This window comes from Kitasatospora sp. NPDC015120, from assembly GCF_043080305.1.
Lineage (GTDB): Bacteria > Actinomycetota > Actinomycetes > Streptomycetales > Streptomycetaceae > Kitasatospora.
This window is the reverse complement of sequence record NZ_JBIBVJ010000013.1, coordinates 114584-134777: the sequence shown is the minus strand read 5'-3', so window position 1 is coordinate 134777 and position 20194 is coordinate 114584. Positions and strand designations below refer to the sequence as shown.

At 76.3% G+C, this 20194-nt stretch carries 6 protein-coding genes; 1 reads left to right on the top strand and 5 read right to left on the bottom strand.

Features of this window, described 5'->3' with window-relative positions; translation table 11 throughout:
* Window positions 1-16: 16 nt before the first annotated feature.
* Window positions 17-15016, bottom strand: a complete 15000-nt coding sequence (locus tag ACF1AK_RS26085) for an SDR family NAD(P)-dependent oxidoreductase (RefSeq protein WP_391501249.1) — start codon at window positions 15014-15016, stop codon at window positions 17-19.
* A 74-nt stretch (window positions 15017-15090) separates the two neighbouring features.
* Here ACF1AK_RS26085 and ACF1AK_RS26080 point away from each other — a divergent pair, with 74 nt between their 5' ends.
* The gene (locus tag ACF1AK_RS26080; RefSeq protein ID WP_391501248.1) at window positions 15091-15840 is read left to right on the top strand and encodes a 4'-phosphopantetheinyl transferase family protein; all 750 of its coding nucleotides are present in this window, start codon (window positions 15091-15093) and stop codon (window positions 15838-15840) included.
* On the opposite strand, the gene ACF1AK_RS26075 is transcribed toward ACF1AK_RS26080, so the two are convergent.
* Genes ACF1AK_RS26075 through ACF1AK_RS26060 form a run of 4 tightly spaced genes read right to left on the bottom strand, consistent with a single transcriptional unit; the run spans window position 15837 to window position 20115 of the window.
* Window positions 15837-17183, bottom strand: a complete 1347-nt coding sequence (locus tag ACF1AK_RS26075) for an NAD(P)/FAD-dependent oxidoreductase (RefSeq protein WP_391501247.1) — start codon at window positions 17181-17183, stop codon at window positions 15837-15839. The two genes, ACF1AK_RS26080 and ACF1AK_RS26075, sit on opposite strands and share 4 nt — an antisense overlap.
* Window positions 17184-17185: 2 nt before the next feature.
* On the bottom strand, window positions 17186-17461 hold the full coding sequence (locus ACF1AK_RS26070; RefSeq protein ID WP_380287860.1) for an acyl carrier protein: 276 nt from the start codon (window positions 17459-17461) through the stop codon (window positions 17186-17188).
* Between the two features lie 39 nt (window positions 17462-17500).
* Window positions 17501-18982: an amino acid adenylation domain-containing protein gene (locus ACF1AK_RS26065; RefSeq protein WP_391501246.1), complete on the bottom strand. Its 1482-nt coding sequence runs from the start codon at window positions 18980-18982 to the stop codon at window positions 17501-17503.
* Entirely contained in the window at window positions 18979-20115 is a 1137-nt protein-coding gene (locus ACF1AK_RS26060) for an acyl-CoA dehydrogenase family protein (protein ID WP_391501245.1), read from the bottom strand. The genes ACF1AK_RS26065 and ACF1AK_RS26060 overlap by 4 nt, the downstream gene beginning before the upstream one ends.
* Between the last annotated feature and the right edge of the window lie 79 nt (window positions 20116-20194).

The window sequence follows — 20194 nt, the reverse complement described above, 5'->3', positions numbered from 1 at the left end:
TGCAGGCATCGCGGCCTCACTCTCCGGGGTTCTGCTCGTGGCCGCCGGCGGCGCGCACGGCGTTGATGAGTTCGTCCACGTCCATGTCGTCGACGGTGCTGATCTCGGCCTCCGCCTCGGCCCTGGCCGCGTCCTGCGCGCCGTCCTGCACGGCCGGCTCCTCCTCGACCGGGCTGAGCCGCTCGTGGAGCCGGCGGGCGAGTTCGACGGGCGTCGGGCAGTCGAAGACGACGGTGGCCGGCAGCCGCAGCCCGGTGGCCGTGGCCAGCCGGTTGCGCAGCTCCACCGCGGTCAGGGAGTCGAACCCCATCTCGACGAACCCGCGGTCGACGTCCACCGCGGACGCCGAGCCGTGGCCGAGCACCGCGGCCGCCTGCTTCCTGACCAGGTTCACCAGCGCCTGGCGCCGCTCGGCCGCCGTCATCCCGGCGAACTGGTCGGCGCCCCCGGCGGAGGCGGCGCTCTCGGCGGAGGCCCGGCCCGGCCGGGCGGCGGCGCCCCGGGGAACGAGCTGCCGCAGCACCGGCGGCAGCGTGCCCTGGGTGTCCTGGACGCGCAGCGCCGCACGGTCGATGTGGGCCGTGACGACCAGCGGCAGCCCGCTGCGCACCCCCAGGTCGAACAGGGCGAGGCCCTCGGCGGCGGACATGGCCTGCGCCCCGGCCCGGGAGAGCCTGCCCCGGTCCAGCTCGTTCATCTGGCCGGTCAGGGCGCTGTCGTTCGCCCACAGGCCCCAGGCGAGCGAGGAGGCCGCCTGGCCGCGCGAGCGCCGGACCGCGGCGAGCGTGTCCAGGAACACGTTGGCGGCGCCGTAGTTGGCCTGTCCGGCGTTGCCGAGCAGACCGGCGGCGGAGGAGTACATCGCGAACATCCCGAGGTCGAGACCGGCGGTGAGCTCGTCGAGGTGCACGGCGGCGTCGACCTTGGGACGCAGCACGGGCGCCAGCCGCTCGCCGGTCAGCGAGGTGAACACGGTGTCGTCCAGCACGCCCGCCGTGTGCACCACCGCGGTCAGCGGGTGCTCCGCCGGGATCCCGGCCAGCAGCTTGGCCAGGGACTCCCGGTCGGCGATGTCGCAGGCGACCACCCGGGCGTCGGCGCCGAGCGCGGCGAGTTCCGCGCACAGGTCCCCGGCGCCCGGCGCGTCCGGGCCCTGACGGCTCGCCAGCAGCAGGTGGCGCATCCCCCAGGGGCCGGCCAGGTGCTTGGCCACCAGGGCGCCCAGCGTGCCGGTCCCGCCGGTGACCAGGACCACGCCCTCGGGGTCGGGCGTGGGCGGGACGGTCAGGACGAGCTTGCCGATGTGCTTGGCCTGGGCCATGAACCGGAAGGCCTCCGGCGCGTCGAGCACGTCCCAGGTGCGGACGGGCAGCGGCTGCACCGTGCCGTCGCGCAGCAGGGCGACGATCTCGGCCAGCATCGCGCGGACCGACTCCGGGGTGGTGTCCGGCACCAGGTCCACCGGCCGGTACCGCACACCGGGGCACGCGGCCGCGACCTGCTCCGGGTCCCGGCGGTCGGTCTTGCCCAGCTCGATGAAGCAGCCGCCCTCGGGCAGCAGCCGCAGCGAGGCGTCGATGAGGTCGCCGGCCAGCGAGTTGACCACCACGTCGACCCCCGCGCCGCCGGTGGCGGCGAGCACCCGGTCGGCGAAGTCCGCGTCCCGGGAGGAGGAGATGTGGTCGTCGTCCAGGCCCAGCTGCCGCAGCGCGTCGTGCTTGGCCGGGCTCGCGGTGGCGAACACCTCGGCCCCCAGGTGGCGGGCGAGCCGCACCGCCGCCGTGCCGACGCCGCCGGCCGCCGAGTGGACCAGGACGCGCTGCCCGGCGCGCAGACCGGCCACCTCAGTCAGCGCGAAGTACGCGGTCAGGAAGGCGGACGGCACCGCGGCCGCCTGCTCGAACGACCAGTCCCCGGGGAACCGGACCAGCCAGCGGTGATCGGTCACCGCCTCGGTGCCGAACGCGCGCGGCATCAGCCCGAGGACCCGGTCACCCGGCTCGATGCCGGTCACGCCGGGACCGGTCGCCTGGACCACGCCGGCGCCCTCGCCGCCGATGAACAGGCCGTCGTCCGGCGGCAGCCCCAGCGCGACCAGGAGGTCGTGGAAGGCGATCCCGGCGGCCCGGACCCGCACCCGCACCTGACCGGCGCCCAGCGGCTCCCCGGTCTCCGGGCAGGCCACCACGGACATCGCGTCGAGCACACCGGCCGGGTCGGGTTCGAGCCGCCAGCGTCCGCCGAGCGGCGGCGTCAGCCGGCCCGCGGGCCGGACCGCCGGAGCCACCCGGGGAATCAGCAGCGCCCCCGCCCGGACCGCGAGCTGCGGCTCGTCGCCCGCCAGGGCGTGGGCCAGCGCGTCCGCGCAGTCCCGCTCGTCCAGGTCGACCAGGACGATCCGGCCCGGGTTCTCGGCCTGCGCCGAGCGGACCAGGCCCCACACCGGGGAGGCGGCGAGGTCGCCCACGTCGCCCGCGTCCGTGACCGGCAGCGCGCGGCGGGTGACCACCACCAGCCGGGTGTCCAGCGTCGCGTCGTCGGCCAGCCACGCCTGGAGCTCGTCGAGCACCCGGGCGGTCAGCCCGAGGGCCGCGGCGGCCGGCTCGGCGCCCGGCTCCGTCGCGCAGGGGAGCAGCGCGATCCGGGGAGCCGGGGCGCCCCCGGCCGTCGCGCCGAGCAGGGCGGCCACACCGGGGCGCGGGTCCACGGCGATCCCCGCCGCGCGCAGCGAGCCGGCCAGGCCGAACGGATCCGCGCCGAGCACGGCCCACGGACCGTCGGCCCGGGCCCCGGGCGTCGCCAGCGGGACCCAGTCCAGCTGGAACAGCGAGCGGTCGACCGGGCTCGCGGCCACCGCGAGCTGCTCGGCCGAGACCGGCCGGGTCACCAGCCGCTCGACCGCCAGCACCGGCGCGCCGGTCTCGTCGGCCGCGGTCAGCTCCACCGCGCCCGGCCCGGCCGGGGCGATCCGCACCCGCAGCGACCGCGCGCCGGCCGCGAACAGCGACACGCCGGACAGCGTGAACGGCAGCCGCACCTGGCGGTCGTGGGACGGAATGAGCACCATCGCGTGCAGCGCCGCGTCGAGCAGCGCGGGGTGGACGCCGTACTGGTCCGCCTCCTCGCGCACCGGCGACGGCGGCGACACCTCGGCGTAGACCTCGTCGCCGTTGCGCCACGCCCGGACCAGCCCCTGGAACGAGGGCCCGTAGGTGTAGCCGGCCTCGGCGCCCTCCGCGTAGAAGGCGGCCGGGTCCAGCGGCACCGGTTCGGCGCCCGGCGGCGGCCAGTCGCCCGACGCGGCCGGGGCGGGCACCTCCTGCGCCGTCAGCACGGCCGAGGCGTGCCGCGTCCACTCGGCGTCCGGACCGCTCTGCCCGGACGGCCGCGAGTAGACGGCCAGCGACCGCCCGCCGGTGTCGTCGGGCGCGCCCACCACCAGCTGGAGGGAGACCGAGGCGTCGCCGCGCAGCAGCAGCGGCGCCTCCAGGGTCAGTTCGTCGACCCGGGGGCAGCCCGCCTCGATGCCGGCGCGCAGCGCCAGTTCGGCGAAGCCCGTTCCCGGGAGCAGCACCACGCCGTTGACCGCGTGGTCGGCCAGCCACGGCCGGCTCGCGACGGACAGCCGCCCGGTGAGCACCAGGCCGCCGGTGTCGGCGAGTTCGACCGCGGCGCCGAGCAGCGGGTGGTCCGGCGCGGCGACGCCGAGGGCCGCCGGGTCCACCGCGGTGTTCTCCTCCGCCAGCCAGAAGTGCCGGCGGTCGAAGGCGTAGGTGGGCAGCGGGACGCTCGTGCCGCCGGGGATCAGCTTCGCCCAGTCGAGGTCCACGCCGTTCACCCAGGCCTCCGCCAGCGAGGCGGCGAAGCGGGCGGGGCCGCCCTCGTCGCGGCGCAGCGAGCCCAGCGTCACCGGCTCGGGGCCGTCCTCGGCCGAGGCGGCGGTGTCCAGCACGGCGCCGGTCAGCACGGGGTGCGGGGTCGCCTCGACGAAGGTGGTGAAGCCGTTGTCGAGCAGGGCGCGGGTGGCCCGGGCGAAGAGCACCGGCTCGCGCAGGTTGCGGTACCAGTACTCCGCGCCGAGTTCGGTGGTGTCGATCGGCTCGCCGGTCACCGCGGAGTAGAACGGGATCCGCGCCCGCCGGGGGGCGATGCCCGCGAGCTTCGCCACCAGGCCCTCGCGCATCGGCTCGACCTGCGGGGAGTGGGAGGCGTAGTCGACGTCGATCCGGCGGATCCGCACGCCGCGGCGCTCGCACTCCCCGGTCAGCCCGTCGAGTGCTCCGGTGTCGCCGGCGACGACGACCTGCGAGGGGCTGTTGACCGTCGCGATCGTCACCCGCCCCTCCCAGGGCGCGAGCAGGCCGGTCACCTGCTGCTCGTCGGCGTGCAGCGAGGCCATGCCCGAGGAGCCGGTCAGCCGGGCCAGTTCGCCCGCCCGGACGGCCACCACCCGGGCGGCGTCCTCCAGCGACAGCGCACCGGCCACGTACGCGGCGGCGATCTCGCCCTGCGAGTGGCCGACCACCGCCGAGGGGTGCACGCCGTGGTGCTGCCACAGCCGGGCCAGCGAGACCATGACCGCGAACAGGGCGGGCTGCACCACGTCGACCCGGGTGAGACCGGGCGCGCCGTCGGCCTGGCGCAGCACCGCGGTCAGCGACCAGTCGGTCCACGGCGCCAGCGCCCGCTCGCACTCGCCGATGTACTCGGCGAACTCCGGGCTGGCGTCCAGCAGTTCGGCGGCCATCCCGGGCCACTGGCTGCCCTGGCCGGGGAAGACGAAGACCACCCGCGGCTTGCGCTGCGCGGTGCCGAGGACGAGCCGGGGGTCCGGCTCGCCGTCGGCCATCCGGGTGAGCGGGCCGACGTAGTCGCCCCGCTCGGCGCCGAGCAGCACCGCGCGGTGCGGCAGCGCCGCGCGCGTCGTGGCCAGGCTCCAGCCGATCTCGCGCGGCAGCGGCGCGGACCCGTCGGCCAGCAGCCGGCGCAGCCGGTCGGCCTGCAGCCGCAGCGAGACCGGCGAGGCGGCCGAGACGGGCCAGGGGACGAGCGAGGTCGCCGGAGCGGGCTCGGCGGCGGGCGCCGGCTGCGGCTCCTCGGCGGGGGCCTCTTCGAGGATCAGGTGGGCGTTGGTGCCGCTGACGCCGAACGAGGAGACGCCCGCACGGCGCGGCCGTCCGCTCTCGGGCCACGGGACGGCGTCCACGACGAGGTCCACCTCGCCCGCCGTCCAGTCCACCTGCCGGCTCGGCGCATCGACGTGCAGGGTCTTGGGCACCAGCCCGTGGCGCATCGCCAGCACCATCTTCATCACGCCGACCACCCCGGCCGCGGCCTGGGTGTGGCCGATGTTGGACTTCACCGACCCGAGCAGCAGCGGCCGGCCCTCGGGCCGGTCCTGGCCGTAGGTGGCCAGCAGCGCCTGCGCCTCGATCGGGTCGCCGAGGGTCGTCCCGGTGCCGTGCGCCTCCACCACGTCGACGTCGCGCAGGGTCAGGCCCGCGTTCGCGACCGCCTGGCGGATCACCCGCTGCTGGGAGGGCCCGTTCGGGGCGGTCAGGCCGTTCGACGCGCCGTCCTGGTTCATCGCCGACCCCCGGATCACCGCGAGCACCTCGTGCCCCAGGCGCCGGGCCTGCGACAGCGGCTCGACCAGGATCAGGCCGGCGCCCTCGGCGAACCCGGTGCCGTCCGCGGCGTCGGCGAACGCCCGGCACCGGCCGTCGGCGGACAGCGCCCGCTGGCGGCTGAACTCGACGAAGACCTTCGGGCTCGACATCACCGCCACGCCGCCGACCACGGCCATCGAGCACTCACCGGCCCGCAGCGCCTGCCCCGCGAGGTGCAGCGCCACCAGCGAGGACGAGCACGCGGTGTCCACGGTGACGGCCGGGCCCTCCAGCCCGAACACGTAGGAGACGCGTCCGGAGATCACGGCCGGCGTGCTGCCGGTGACCGCGTAGCCCTCGGCGCTGTGCGGCGCCAGCGGGGCACCGGTCGCGTAGTCGGTGGGGCCCGCGCCGACGAACACCCCGGTCCGGCTGCCCTTCAGGCTCAGCGGGTCCAGCCCGGCGTTCTCGAACAGCTCCCACGCGGTCTCCAGCAGCAGCCGCTGGCGGGGGTCCATGGTCACGGCCTCGCGCGGGGAGATCCCGAAGAACTCGGCGTCGAAGCCCGCCGCGTCGTCCAGGAAGCCGCTCTCGCGGACGTAGGACGTCCCGACGCGGTCCGGGTCGTCGTCGAACAGCCCGGCGAGGTCCCAGCCGCGGTCCGCCGGGAAGCCGGAGACCGCGTCGCGGCCCTCGGCCAGCAGCCGCCAGTAGTCCTCCGGCGAGCCCACGCCGCCGGGCAGCCGGCAGGCCATGCCGACGATCGCCATCGGCTCGTCCTGGGCGGCGGCGTTCACGGCCGGCGCGGTCTCCTCCGGGCCGGCCGACTCGCCGAGGGCGAGGTCGAGCAGGTAGCCGGCGACGGCCGCGGCGGTCGGGTAGTCGAAGGCGAGGGAGGCCGGCAGGCGCAGCCCGGTCGCCGTGTTCAGCCTGGTCCGGAACTCGACCGCGGTGACGGAGTCGGAGCCCATCTCGGTGAACGGGCGCTCCGGGTCCACCTCGCCCGCCCGGCCGTAGCCGAGCACGATCGCGGCCTCGGTCCTGACCAGGTCGAGCACCGCCCACTCCTGCTCGGAGTCGGGGGTCTGCGCCAGCAGCCGGGCGAGGGCGCTCTGCCCGGCCGCCGGCTCGCCGCTCCCGGGCCCGCCGGCGGCGCCGCCCTGGACGTCCGGCAGCGCGTCGAGGAACGGCCGGGGGCGGGCCGCCGTGTAGAGCGGGGCGAAGCGCTCCCACTCCACGTCGGCCACCGTGACGGAGGTCTCGTCCCGGTCGAGCACCTGGCGCAGGGCGCGCAGCGCCTGCCCGGGCTCCAGGAGCGGCAGGCCCTGGCGTTCCGACTGGCTGCGGAACATGTCCCGCACCGCCGGGTCGTCGGCGTCCTCGCCGAACGCGTTCCAGAAGCTCCAGGCGACGGTCGTGGCCGCCAGGCCCCGGGCGCGGCGCCGCAGGGCCAGCGCCTCCAGGTGGGCGTCGGCGGTCGCGAACGCGCCGTTCTCGGCCGCGCCCCAGACGCCGGCGACGGAGGCGAACAGCACGAAGGCGTCCACCGCGTCCTCGCCGAGCAGTTCGTCCAGGACGCGGGCCCCGGTCACCTTGGCGCGCAGCGTTCCGGCGAGGCGTTCGAGCGTCGTGCCGGCCAGCGGGCCGGGCTCGGGGACGACCGCCGCGTGCACCACGGTGCGCACCGGCCGTCCCGCCGCGCGGGCCTCCTCCAGCAGGGCCGCCATCGCGGTCCGGTCGGCCGCGTCGCAGGCCGTCAGCGTCACCGGTGTGCCGGAGCCCACCAGTTCGGCCTCCAGCGCGGCCGCGCCCGGGGCGCCGGGCCCGCGCAGGCCGGTGAGGATGACGTGCTCCGCGCCGCAGGCCGCCAGCCAGCGGGCCAGGCGCCGGCCGAGGCGGCCGGTGCCGCCGGTCACCAGCACGCTGCCGCCCGGCTGCCAGGTCCGCGAGGCGGGCCGGTCGGCCACCGGGTCGCGCACCAGGCGCCGCACGTGCGCGCCGCTGTCGCGCAGCGCCACGTGGTCCTCGGCGCCGAGGCCGCCGCCGAGCACCGCGCACAGGCGCCGCAGCGCGTCCTCCTCGGGCGCGGCCGGCAGGTCGACCAGGCCGCCCCAGCGCTGCGGGCTCTCCAGGCCGGCCACCCGGCCCATGCCCCAGACCTGGGCCTGGGCGGGCGACAGCGGGTCGTCGCCGTCGGCGCCGACCGCGCCGCTGGTGGCCAGCCACATCGGGACGTCGGCCGCGACGTCGCCCAGCGCCTGCACCAGGGCCAGGGTGGCGGCGGTGCCGGCCGGGACGTCCGGGAAGTCCCGGTGCGGGCGTTCGTCCATCGCCAGCAGCGACAGCACGCCCGCGGCGTCCGCGGCGTCCGCCTCCGCGAGCAGGGCGGCGAGGTGCTCGCGGCCGTCGCGCGACGGGTCGAGCGTGAGCTGCCGGGCCTGCGCACCGCCGTCGGCGAGCGCCCGGCCCACGGCCGCCGCCCACTCCCGGCCCGGGCCGTCGCCGGGGGCCAGCACCAGCCAGCGTCCGGCCGGCCGCGCGTCGCCGGGCTCGGCGGCGGGCTGCCAGTCGACGCGGTAGCGCCAGGCGTCGAGCTCCCGGCCGGACAGGTCGGGGAGCACGGCCGGCCGCACCCGGCCCCAGGCCGGGACCCGCTGCCAGTCGACCTCGGCGCCGCGGGTGTAGGCCTCCGCGAGGGAGGTCAGGAAGCGCCCGGGGCCGCCGTCGTTCCGGCGCAGCGTGCCCAGCGCGCTCGCGTCGGCGCCGGCCTGCTCGACGGTCGCCTCGATCGCCGAGGTGAGCACCGGGTGCGGGCTCGCCTCGACGAACAGCCCGTGGCCGCTCGCCAGCAGGGCGCGCACCGCCTCCTCGAAGCGGACCTGCTGACGCAGGCTCAGGTACCAGTAATCGGCGCCCAGTTCGGCGCCGTCCAGCAGGCCGCCGGTGGCCGAGGAGTAGAACGGCACGGTGCCCGTACGGGGCGTGATCCCGGCGAGGACCTTCCCGAGCCGCTCGCGGAGCTGCTCGACGTGCGGCGAGTGCGAGGCGTAGTCCACGTCGACGCGCCGGAACCGGATGCCGCCGTCCAGGCAGCGGGCCTCCAGCTCCTCCAGGGCGTCGACGTCGCCCGCCACCACGACGCTCTGCGGGCCGTTGACCGCGGCGACGGACAGCCGCCCGGCGAACCGGTCCAGCAGGCCGGTGACCTCCGCCGCCCCCAGGGCGACCGAGGCCATCCCGCCGCGGCCGGACAGCCGGGACAGTTCGGCGCTGCGCAGCGCCACCACCTTGGCCGCGTCGCGCAGGGACAGCGCCCCGGCGACGTACGCGGCGGCGATCTCGCCCTGCGAGTGACCGGCCACGGCCGCCGGGACGACGCCGTAGGAGCGCCAGAGCCCGGCCAGCGAGACCATCACCGCGAAGAGCGCGGGCTGCACCACGTCGACCCGGTCGAGCGGGGCCGCTCCGGCCTCGCCGTTGATGACCGCGCCGAGCGACCAGTCGGTGAACTCGGCCAGGGCCTCCTCGCAGGCGCGCATCCCCTCGGCGAAGACCGGCTCGGACGCCATGAGTCCGGCGGCCATGCCCTGCCACTGGGCGCCCTGTCCGGGGAAGATCAGGGCGGTCCGCGGGCCGTCCGGGGCCGGGCCCCGGACCAGGCCCGCCGCGGTCCGGCCGTCCGCGAGCGCGCCGAGCGCGTCGCCGAAGCCCGCGCCGTCACCGGCCAGCACCACGGCCCGGTGGGCGCCCCCGCGCGGCAGCGCGGCCAGCGCGGCGCCCACCTCCAGGGGGTCGGTCTGCGGGCCGCGGGCCACCAGGTCGCGGAGCGCGGCGGCCCGGGCCCGCAGACCGGTCGCGCTGGAGGCGGCGACCGCCCACGGCAGCACCGGCCGCTCGCCGGGGGCCTCGACGGCCTCCCGGTACCAGTGGCGGCGGCGCTGCCAGGGGTAGGCGGGCAGGCTGACCGGCCGGCGGGGGGTCTGGACGGGCGCGGGAAGGGCGCCGGTCACGAAGAGTTCCGCCGCACCGAGGGCGAACCGCTCCACCGGGTCCTCGGCGTCCACCGCCACGCCGAACCGCTCGGCCGGCGCGCCGGGCAGGGGCCGCGCCAGGACGTCGACGAGGGCGTCCACGCCCGCGTCGGCGAGGGCGTCGGCGAGGGCGTCGGCGAGCGTGGGCGCCGGCTCGCCGGGGGCACCGCCGGCGAGCCGGGCCAGTTCCTCGGCCGAGACCGCGACGTCCCCGCCGTCGCCGCCGTCGCCGGACAGCTCCGGCAGCACGCCGGGCCGCAGCTCCACGCCGGACGACCGCCCGACGGCGAGCCGCAGGGCGTCGTCGAGGTCCAGCCGGCCCGCCGCCCAGGCGGCGCCCAGCCGGCCCGCCCCGGCTCCGGCCACGGCCTGCGGCGCCAGCCCGACGGCGGCCCACAGCCGGACCGCCGCGACGTGGTGGCTCAGCAGGTGGGCCGCGGCCGTCCCGTCCGCCGGCTCGGCGAACGGGTCGAGGACCACACCGGTCAGCGCGGTCAGCCGCTCGGCGCAGGAGCGCAGCGCGGCCGCGTACTCCGGCAGCCCGGCCAGCCGCTCGCGCAGGGCGGCGGCCGGCGGCTCGGCGCCGAACCAGAAGCCGACGGTGCGCACCTCTCCCCCGGTCACCTCCCCGCTCCGGGCGGCCGGCGTGCCGCTCCCGCGCGCGACCGCCTCCAGGGCGGCCGCGAGCGAGGCGGCGTCCCGGCCGGTGACGCCGATCCGGTGGCCGAGCCAGCTGCGCCGGTAGGCGGCGGTGAAGACGATGTCGTCCAGCTCGGCCGGGGCCTCCCGCAGCCGGGCGGCGAGCCGGCCGGCCGCCTGACGCGCCGCCGGCTCGGCCTCCGCGGTGACCATCAGGACGTAGGGCGCGCTGCGGGGCGCGGGCGCCGCCGCCGGCTCGGCGACCGCCGACGCCTGCTCGACGACCACGTGCGCGTTGCTGCCGCTGAAGCCGAAGGAGCTGATGCCCGCCCGGTGCGGACGGTCGCGCCGCGGCCACCGGCGCCGCTCGGTCACCACCGAGACCGGCAGCCGGTCCCAGTCGATGTTCGACGACGGCCGGTCCAGCGGGTGCGGGGGAAGCTCCCCGTGGTGGAGCGAAAGGACGACCTTGAGGAGTCCGGCGACACCGGCCGCGGCCTCCAGGTGGCCGATGCTGGCCTTGGCGGAGCCGATCAGCAGGTTCTCGTCGGCCGCGCGCCCGGAGCCGAGCGCCTCGGCGAGGGCGCGGACCTCGATCGGGTCACCGAGCGGCGTCCCGGTGCCGTGGGCCTCGACGTAGTCGACGTCGCGCGGCGCCCAGCCGGCGGACTCGACCGCCCGCCGGACGACGGCGACCTGCGCGTCGGCGCTGGGCACCGTCATGCCGCCGCTCGCGCCGTCCTGGTTGACCGCGGTGCCCCGGATCACCGCGTAGACGCGGTCCCCGTCGCGCCGGGCCGCGCTCAGCGGCTTGAGGATGACGGCCGCCGCGCCCTCGCCGCGGCCGTAGCCGTCGGCCGCGTCGTCGAAGGTCTTGCACCGGCCGTCGGGGGCCAGGGCGCCCGCCCCGGCCATGGAGACCGACACGCTGGGGGCGACGATCACATTGGCGCCGCCGACGACGGCGATCTCGCAGTCCCCCTGGCGCAGGCCCTGGCAGGCCAGGTGGACCGCGGTGAGGGAGGAGGAGCAGGCGGTGTCGACCGCGATGCTGGGACCGCGCAGCCCGAGGAAGTACGACAGGCGTCCGACGGCCGCGGCGAAGGTCGTGCCGGTGCCGTAGAAGTGGTCGACGTCGGCCATGTCCCGGGTCAGCAGCTGCTGGTAGTCGCCGGTGTTGAGGCCGAAGTAGACGCCCGCGGGCCGTCCCTCCAGCGCGAGCGCGGGCTGTCCGGCGTCCTCCAGCGCCTCCCAGGCGACCTCCAGCAGCAGCCGGTGCTGCGGGTCGAGGGACTTCGCCTCGCGCGGCGAGACCCGGAAGAACTCGGCGTCGAAGCCCTCCACCTCGTCCAGGAAGCCGCCCCGGGTGGGGACGTCCGGCCCGGCCTCCGCCCACACCGGGTCGGCCAGCCGGGCCGCCGGGATGTCGCGGATCGCGTCGCGGCCCTCGGTCAGCAGCGACCAGAACTGCTCCGGCGAGTCCGCCCCGGGCAGCCGGCAGGCGATGCCGATCACGGCGACGGCGTCGTCCGCGGATCCGTCGTCCCCGGCCGCGGCGCCCGCGCCGGGGACGGCCCCGACGGACGCCTGCGCGGCCGCCCCGGGGGCCGCCTGCGCCAGGTAGGCGGCGAGCGCCTCGACCGTGGGCCGCTCGAAGACGATCGTCTTGGGGAGGTCCAGGCCGAACTCGGCGGCCAGCCGGTCGCGCAGCTCCACGGCGGTCAGCGAGTCCAGGCCCTGGTCGAACAGGCCGCGACGGCGGGCCAACCGCTCGTCCCCGGAGAGTCCGAGGACCGCCGCGAGGTGCTCCTCGACGCGGCGCAGCGCGCCGCCGGCCGGCGCCGCCGGGGCACCGGCGGCGGGGGCGGGGGCGGCCGCCGGGACGGGCGCGGCGGACGGCGCGGACGGCGCGGACGGCGCGGCGCTCGGCGCCACCGCCGGGGCGCCCGGTACGGCGTCCTCCGGGCGGGCGACCATCTCGCTGATCACCCGGCCCTCGGCGTCCAGCAGGCTCACCCGCACCTGCGCGGGCGCCTCGCCGCCGGGAGCGCGCCCCTGCTCGCCGGGCTCGACACCCGGCAGCCAGTGCCGCTCGCCGCCCCAGGAGGGCACCGGCAGCGTCCGGTACCGGCCGGGCGTCCCGGTGATCCGCGTCCAGTCCACCTCGACGCCGCCGACGTGCAGCCGGGCGAGGGCCCGGTGCAGTGCGAGCAGCCCGGGCTCGCCCCGGCGCAGCGTGGCCGTCACCGGGCCCCGCCGCTCCCTGCGGCGCAGCGCGTCGGTGAGCGGCCGGAGCAGCGTGGGGTGCGGGCCGATCTCGACGAACGCGCCGTCCGTCGCGGCGAGCAGGCCGTCGACCGCGGGCCAGAAGAGCACCGGGTCGGTGAGGTTGCGCTCCCAGTAGGCGGCGTCGCGCGCGGCGTCCGGTTCGTCCGGCCGCACGGTGGAGAGCAGCCGCACCGAGGGGTCGGCGCAGGCGAGCCCGGCCAGGGCCTCGCGCAGCAGCGGGCCGCGGTCGGCCACCACCGGGCTGTGGAACGCGTAGGCGCCGGCCAGCCGCTTGCACCGCAGGCCGCGGCCTTCGAGCTCGGCGGCGGCCGCGTCGACGGCGTCGCCGGGGCCGCTGAGCACCACCGCCTGCGGTCCGTTGACCGCGGCGACCACCACCGGCAGGCCGCCGCCGGCCAGCGCGGCGAGGACGGTCTCCCGGTCCGCGCGCACGGCCAGCATGGCGCCGAGGCCGGCCGTCCCGTGCAGGATCTCTCCGCGCCGGACGGCCAGCCGCACGGCGTCGGCGCGGGACAGGGCGCCGGCCGCGTGCGCGGCGGCGATCTCCCCGACGCTGTGGCCGACGACGGTCGCGGGCCGGATCCCGCTCTCGGCCAGCCAGTCGGTCAGCGCCACCTGGACGGCGAGCAGGGCCGGCTGGGCGATGTCGGTGCGGTCCAGGCGGCTCACGCCGTCCGCGCCGTCCGCGCCCCGGCGCAGTTCCTCGACCAGGGACCAGGAGGCGTCGCGCCGGATCAGTGCGTCGCACTCGTCGAGGGCCGCGCGGACCACCGGCGAGGAGGCGTACAGGTCGGCCGCCATGCCCGCCCACTGCGAGCCCTGGCCGGAGTAGACGAAGACCGGCTCGACGGCCGCGTCGGGGTCCACGGAGCCGACGTAGGCGCCGTCCGGCCCCTCCTCGATCCCCTCCAGGACGGCCGCCAGCTCCTGCGGCCCGGCGGTGACGGCGGCGAACCGGTGGCGCTCGTGCGTGCGCCGGGTGGCGGCGGAGGCGAGCAGGTCGCCGAGCGCGCCGTCCTCCGCGGCCACCCGCCGCGCCATCCCGGCGACCTGGTCGTCCAGGCCCGGCCGGTGGAAGGCCGAGGCGAGCAGCACGCAGGGGCCGTCCGGGCGGACGGCCGGCGGCTCGGCGGCGGGCTCGACGCCCTCCACGATCACATGGACGTTGGTGCCGCTGAGCCCGGAGGAGCTCACTCCCGCCCGCAGCGGCCGGCCGGTCGGCGCCAGGTCGACCGGCGCGAGCGGCACCGCCAGCTCGCCGCGGTCCCAGGAGACGGCCGAGGTCAGCCGGCCGGGGTCGGGCTGGCCCGGGACCTCCCGCGCGTTGACCACCCACAGGCTCTTCAGCAGTCCGGCCACGCCGGCCGCGCCGTCGGTGTGGCCGAACACCGCCTTGTTGGAGCCCACGTAGAGGGGCGCGCGGCCGGACTCCCGGCCCCGGCCGAAGACCTCGTTCAGCGCCATCAGCTCGACCTGGTCGCCGAGCGGGGTCCCGGTGCCGTGCGCCTCCACGTAGTCGAGGTCCGACGGGGCGAGGCCCGCGCCGCCGAGCGCGGTGCGCAGCAGTTCGGCCTGGGCGGCGCCGTTGGGCGCCGTGATGCCGAGGCTCAGGCCGTCGTGGTTGACCGCCGAGGCGCGGATCACCGCGTAGATCCGGTCCCGGTCGGCGAGCGCGTCGGGCAGCCGCTTCAGGACGACGACGCCGCAGCCGTCGCCGCGCAGGATGCCGTCGGCGTCGGCGGCGAACGGCCGGCAGCGTCCGGTCGGCGAGATCGCGCCGATCCGGCTCATGAAGACGCTCAGCTCCGGCGTGATCATCAGGCTGACGCCACCGGCCAGGGCGATGTCACTGTCGCCGGTGCGCAGGCTCTGGCTCGCCAGGTGGACGGCGAGCAGGGAGGAGGAACAGGCGGTGCTGACCGAGGCCATCGGCCCGTGCAGGTCGAAGGCGTAGGCCAGCCGGCCCGCCGCGAAGCTGAACTCGTTGCCGCCGCCGAAGTGCGGTCCGATGCCCTTGATCCCGAGCGTCTTGGCGTGCAGCGTCGCGTAGTCGTGGGCGAACATCCCGAAGAAGGCCCCGGTGCGGGTGCCGCGCCAGAGGTCCGCGGGGCGCCCGGAGTCGCTCATCGCCTCCCAGGCCACCTCCAGCAGCAGCCGCTGCTGGGGGTCCATCGCGGCGGCCTCGCGCGGCGAGATCCCGAACCAGGCGGCGTCGAAGCGGTCGATGTCCTCCAGGAAGCCACCGGCGTCGCTGGAGGTCCCCGGGCCGTCCGGGCCGGCGAAGTCCCGGCGCCAGCGCGTCGGGGGGACGTCCTGGAACACCGGGTTCGCGGACCTGAGCACCGCGCCGAAGGATTCGAGATCGCGGGCGCCTCCGGGGAACCGGCAGCCGATGCCGACGACGGCGATCGGGGTGTCGTGATGGCTCGTCAGCGATCGTTCTACCATTGGAGATTGTCCTTGCTCTACAATGATCTTCGAATTTTCGGCAGCGGTGCCGCGGGGCACCGGAGGGGGCGGCGATGACCGGGCACCAGCTCGCCGGTCCCGGTCATGTCGCCGTCTGGGTCGCGGTGGGCACGGCCGCGCCCGGCAGCGGGCCGCTCGGCCTCGACGAGCGCGCCCGGCGCTACCGCCGGGCCCGCGCCGCCGCCCGCCGGGTCGGCCGGGAGCTGATCGCCGCGCACACCGGGTGTCCGCCGGAGCGGCAGGCCTGGGAGCGCGACGACCGCGGACGTCCGGTGCTCGCCCGCCCCGCCGGCTTCCAGGTGAGCCTCAGCCACGGCGAGTCCGTGGTGGCGGCCGCACTGGCCCGGGACGCCCCGGTCGGCGTCGACGTCGAGCGGCTGCGGCCGCTGGCCGCCCGTGACGCGCTGGCCCGGGCGGCCCTGTCGGACTCCGAGCGGCAGGCCGTGGACGACCTGCCCGAGGCGCGGCGCGACGCCCAGGTGATCCGCTTCTGGACCCGCAAGGAGGCCGTGGCGAAGGCCCTGGGCACCGGGCTCGCCACCGACCTGCGCGGCATCGTCACGACGGCGGACGGTGCCGTCGTGACGCTCCCGCCCCAGTGCGGCGACCCCGCCGGCTGGACGCTGGCCGGACTCCCGGTCCACGGCGGTGTGATCGCCACCGTCGCGGTCCGGGCGCCCGGCGTCCGGGTGGTGGCCCGGACGCTCGCGCTGCCCGCCGACGAGGACCCGGACGGTCCCGCCGTCCAGCGCCTTCCCGGCGCAACCCCGCCGGGCCCGGCGGGATCCGCGGGGGCGCGCTAGAAGGACGGAGCCACGAACGGCGACCGGAGGTTGCCCAGGTACGGGTGCCACAGGTGCGTCGGGTCGTTCTCGACGGCGGTCACCGTCTCGCGCATGATGCGCAGCACCTCCGGCTCCTCCTCGTCGTAGAGGTCGCCCTGCAGCAGCCGCAGCACGTCCAGCCGGTAGCGCGGGTCCGCCACGTAGGTGGTGAACAGGATGTTCAGCCGGTAGTAGACCGCGATGAACTCGTACCAGTTGCGGGTGCCGTTGCGCAGCTGCCGCTCGTAGTCGGCGAACATGCCCTTCGAGAAGTCGTCGGCCTCGACGGCCTTGAGGATGTCCTTGCAGGCCAGCCGGGCGCTGTTGAGCGCGACGCTGACGCCGCTGGAGAAGATCGGGTCGACGAAGCGGGCGGCGTCGCCGAGCAGCACGTACCGGTCGCCGCAGATCTGGCTCATGGCGTAGCTGTAGTCGCCCTCGACCTTGAGCGGCGTCACCTGCTCGGTCTTCTGCAGCGCCTCGTAGAGGTCCGGACGGCTCTCCACGAAGCTCCAGAAGAACTTCTCGCGGTCCATGTTCGCCTCGGCGAACCGGTGCTTCTGGGTCACCACGCCGATGCTGGTGACGGTCTCGCTGATCGGGATCTGCCAGACCCAGGTGTCGCTGATCGGCAGGAAGTGCACGTAGATGTAGTCGACCTTCTCGGGGCTGTTGGCGACCGCGGCGCGGTCGAGGCCCTCGAACCAGGCGTGCACGGCGTACTGGTTGAAGACCGGGTCCGCCTGCTTGAGCCCGAGCTGCCGGCCCAGCATGGTCTGGCGGCCGGAGCCGTCGACGATCATCTTCGCGGTGAAGTCCACCTCCCGGGAGCCCAGGCGGCAGGTCAGGGTGACCTTGTCCGGGTCGTCGAAGTCCGCGCGCAGCGCCCGGACGCCCTGGAACACCTTGGCGCCCAGGCTCTCCGCGTGCTTCAGCAGGATGAGGTCGAACTTGCTGCGGTCGACGTGGAAGGTGTAGTCCCGGTCCACGCCCGGCTGGTCGCGCTCGCTGAACAGGACGTCCGCGACGCCGAGTTCGTGGGTGAACTTGGTGACCTGCGGGGAGCTGACGTTGACCGGGAGGGAGGAGGTCCAGGCCGCGCCGTACTTGCGCGGGAAGCCGGCCGCCTCGATCTTGTCCATCGCGCCGGTCTCCAGCAGCACCCGGGTGGTCGCCGGGACGAGCGACTCGCCCACGTGCGGCCGGGGGAAGTTCTCGCTCTCGAAGACGGCCACCGAAAGACCGGCCTTGGCGAGGTAGGCGGCGGCGCTGGAACCGGCCGGCCCGCCACCGACGATCACGACGTCATAGTCGACACTCATGGTTATCGGACACCTTCCACAGGGGCGGCCTTCAGACCGGAAACGAGCTTGCTGATGGCGGCGATGTCCCGGAAGTTCGCCGCGTTGATCTTCGCAAGGGGCACGTCGACCCGCAGTTCCTCCCGCAGGAAGTTCAGCAGGAGCGCGCTGTTCATAGAGTTGAGGACCTCCCACTCCAGCAGCGGTGTGGTCTCGGTCAGTTCGCCTCTCGGGTCACCGTCGAGAAAACTCTCACTGATGAAGGTGGTGATCCGCAGCGTGACCTCGTCCTGGGTCATGGCGCCGCCTTTCCGTTGCAGGGTGACTGTCGGGTCCGCTCAGGCACTGTTCGTCGCGGACCCGCCGGCGTGCGTCTTCAGCGCCCGCCGGTCGATCTTTCCGTTGCCGTTCCTCGGCAGCGGGGAGAGGAAGCGCACCTCGTCCGCCACCATGTAGCGCGGCAGGTGCTGGGCGAGGTGCCGCCGCAGGGCCAGCACCCCCGGTTCGCGCCCGGCCTGCGGGGCCACGAAGACCACCAGCCGGGTGTCGACGCCCTCGTCCACCGCCACGGCGGCGGCCTCCTCGACGTCGGGGTGGTTCTCCAGCACGGCCTCGACCTCGGCGAGTTCGACCCGGTGGCCGCGGATCTTGACCATGTGGTCGCGGCGGCCGAGGTAGTCGAACGCGCCGCCGGGCAGCACCCGGACCAGGTCGCCGGTGCGGTACGGGCCGGCCTGCGGCGGGTGCCCCCAGTAGCCGGCCATCACGGTGGGACCGTCCACCACGAGCTCGCCCTCCTCGCCGGCGGCCGCGGTCCCCCCGTCGTCCTGCTGCGCCCACACCCGGTCACCGGCGGCCGCGATCCCGATCGGCACCGGCCGGTCGCGGCCGAGGTCCTGCCCGGTGACCTCGTGGTAGGTGCACACATTGGTCTCGGTCGGGCCGTACAGGTTCAGCAGCCGGGCACCGGTCCAGCCCGCCAGGTCGCGCAACTGCGCGATGGGGAACGGCTCGCCGGCGAAGAGCACCGTGTGCAGGGACTCCGGCGCCGGGCGGTCCAGCAGGCCGCCGAAGCGCATCATCACCGCGAGGGCGGACGGCACCGAGTACCAGACGCTGATCCGCTCCTGGTGGAGGAACTCGACCAGCTGGGCCGGGGCGAAGGACAGCTCCGGGGGGATCAGGTGCACCGACGCGCCGGCGCGGAACGCCACGTACAGGTCGAGCACCGACAGGTCGAAGCCGAAGGGCGCGTGGTTGGCGAACCGGTCGTCCTCCCCCGGCGCCAGCAGCTCGTACGCCCAGTCGACGAACGCCAGGGCGTTGCGGTGGGTCAGGCAGACGCCCTTGGGCGTGCCGGTCGATCCCGAGGTGTAGAGGATGTACGCCAGGTCGTCGGGCGCGACGGCGGCGTCGGCGGCCGGGGCCGGCTCGTAGGGGCCGTCGAGCTCCTGGTAGCCGGCCTCCTCGCCCAGCTCGGCGGAGATCCGGGGGATCCAGGCGGCGGCGGTCACCACGAGGCGCGCCCCGCAGTCCCGGGCGATGGTCGCGACCCGGGCCACCGGGCTGCCGCCGTCGACGGGCACGTAGACGGCGCCGCACCGCAGCACCGCCTGCATCGCCGCCACCGTGGCGGGGCTCTTGCCCGCCCAGATCACGACCCGGTCGCCGGGCCGCACCCCCCGGCGGAGGAGCCTGGCGGCGATCGCGTCCGCCATGGCGTCGAGTTCGCCGTAGCCGACGGACCCGGCGGGGCCGCTCACGGCCGGAGCGTCGGGCCGCCGCGCGGCGGCGTCGACGACCAGGTGGTGGAGGGTCACAGCCCGGACTCCCGTGCGATGAGTTCCAACTGGATCTCGGTCGTCCCGGAGAAGATCGTCGTGGGCAGGCAGTCGCGCAGCTGCTGCTCGATCCCGTGGTCGGCCAGGTAGCCGGCCGAGCCGAACAGCTGCATCGCGTCGAGGCTGTTGGCGACCGCGGCCTCGGACACCGCGGTCTTCGACAGGGCGATCGCGCGGACGTCCGTACGGCCCTGTTCGAGCAGCCAGCAGGCCCGGTACAGCAGCAGCCGCGCACCCTCCAGCCGCTGCCGCATCCGGGCGATCCGGTGCGAGACGGCCTGGAAGTCGGCGATCCTGCGCCCGAACTGCCGGCGCTGCTTCACCCGGTTCACGCACTCCTCCAGCTGGCGCTCCATCAGCCCGAGGTAGCCGGCGAACAGGCAGCCGCGCTCCCAGGCCATCGAGTGCTGGAAGATCGCCGCTCCGCTGCCCTCCTCGCCGAGCATGAACTCGGCCGGCACCTCGCAGCCGTCGAACCGCACCCGCGCCGCCAGGCAGCCCTGGAGGCCCGCCTTCTGCAGCGGCGGACCGACCTCGACGCCGCTGAGCTCCCTCGGCACGGCGAACGCCGAGACGCCGAGGAAGCCGGCGGACGCGTCGGTGACGGCGTAGGTCACGTACACGTCCGCGATCGGGGCGTTGCTGACGAAGGACTTCTCCCCGTCGAGCACGTAGCCGCCGCCCCTGCGGGTGGCGGTGGTGCGGATCCGGCTGATGTCCGAGCCCGCCTCGTCCTCGGTCATGGCGTTGCCGGCGATCAGCTCGCCCGCGGCCATGCCCGACAGCAGCCCCAGGGCCGCCTCCGTCCCGAACTCCCGGACCGGCACGGCGCAGGACAGCAGGTGGGCGGCGACCCCGAACACCAGGCCCATGTCGGGACAGGAGCGTCCGAACGCCTCCAGGGCCAGCGCGGTGTCCAGGGCGCCCAGGCCGGCCCCGCCGTACTCCTCGGGCAGGCACAGCCCGGTCAGACCGATGTCCGCCGCGTCCTTCCACGCCAGCCGCGCCGACTCGGGGTCGGCACTCGTCACGTGGTCGGCGAAACGCTCGGAGACAGCCGCGCCGATTTCGGCGCAGCGTGCACGTTGAACCGGCGAAGGGTCGAAATCCATCAGTCAGCTTCCGGCGTGCAGTCGACCGTTTCCAATTCCGTCCCCTTCAGAAAGCGGCGTCGCCGCGCCATGTTTTTCT

Excerpts from the sequence above, each read along its gene's own strand:
- ACF1AK_RS26075 (WP_391501247.1), bottom strand. The coding sequence starts at position 17,183 with ATGAGTGTCGACTATGACGTCGTGATCGTCGGTGGCGGGCCGGCCGGT.
- ACF1AK_RS26060 (WP_391501245.1), bottom strand. The coding sequence starts at position 20,115 with ATGGATTTCGACCCTTCGCCGGTTCAACGTGCACGCTGCGCCGAAATC.
- ACF1AK_RS26080 (WP_391501248.1), top strand. The coding sequence starts at position 15,091 with ATGACCGGGCACCAGCTCGCCGGTCCCGGTCATGTCGCCGTCTGGGTC.
- ACF1AK_RS26085 (WP_391501249.1), bottom strand. The coding sequence starts at position 15,016 with ATGGTAGAACGATCGCTGACGAGCCATCACGACACCCCGATCGCCGTC.
- ACF1AK_RS26070 (WP_380287860.1), bottom strand. The coding sequence starts at position 17,461 with ATGACCCAGGACGAGGTCACGCTGCGGATCACCACCTTCATCAGTGAG.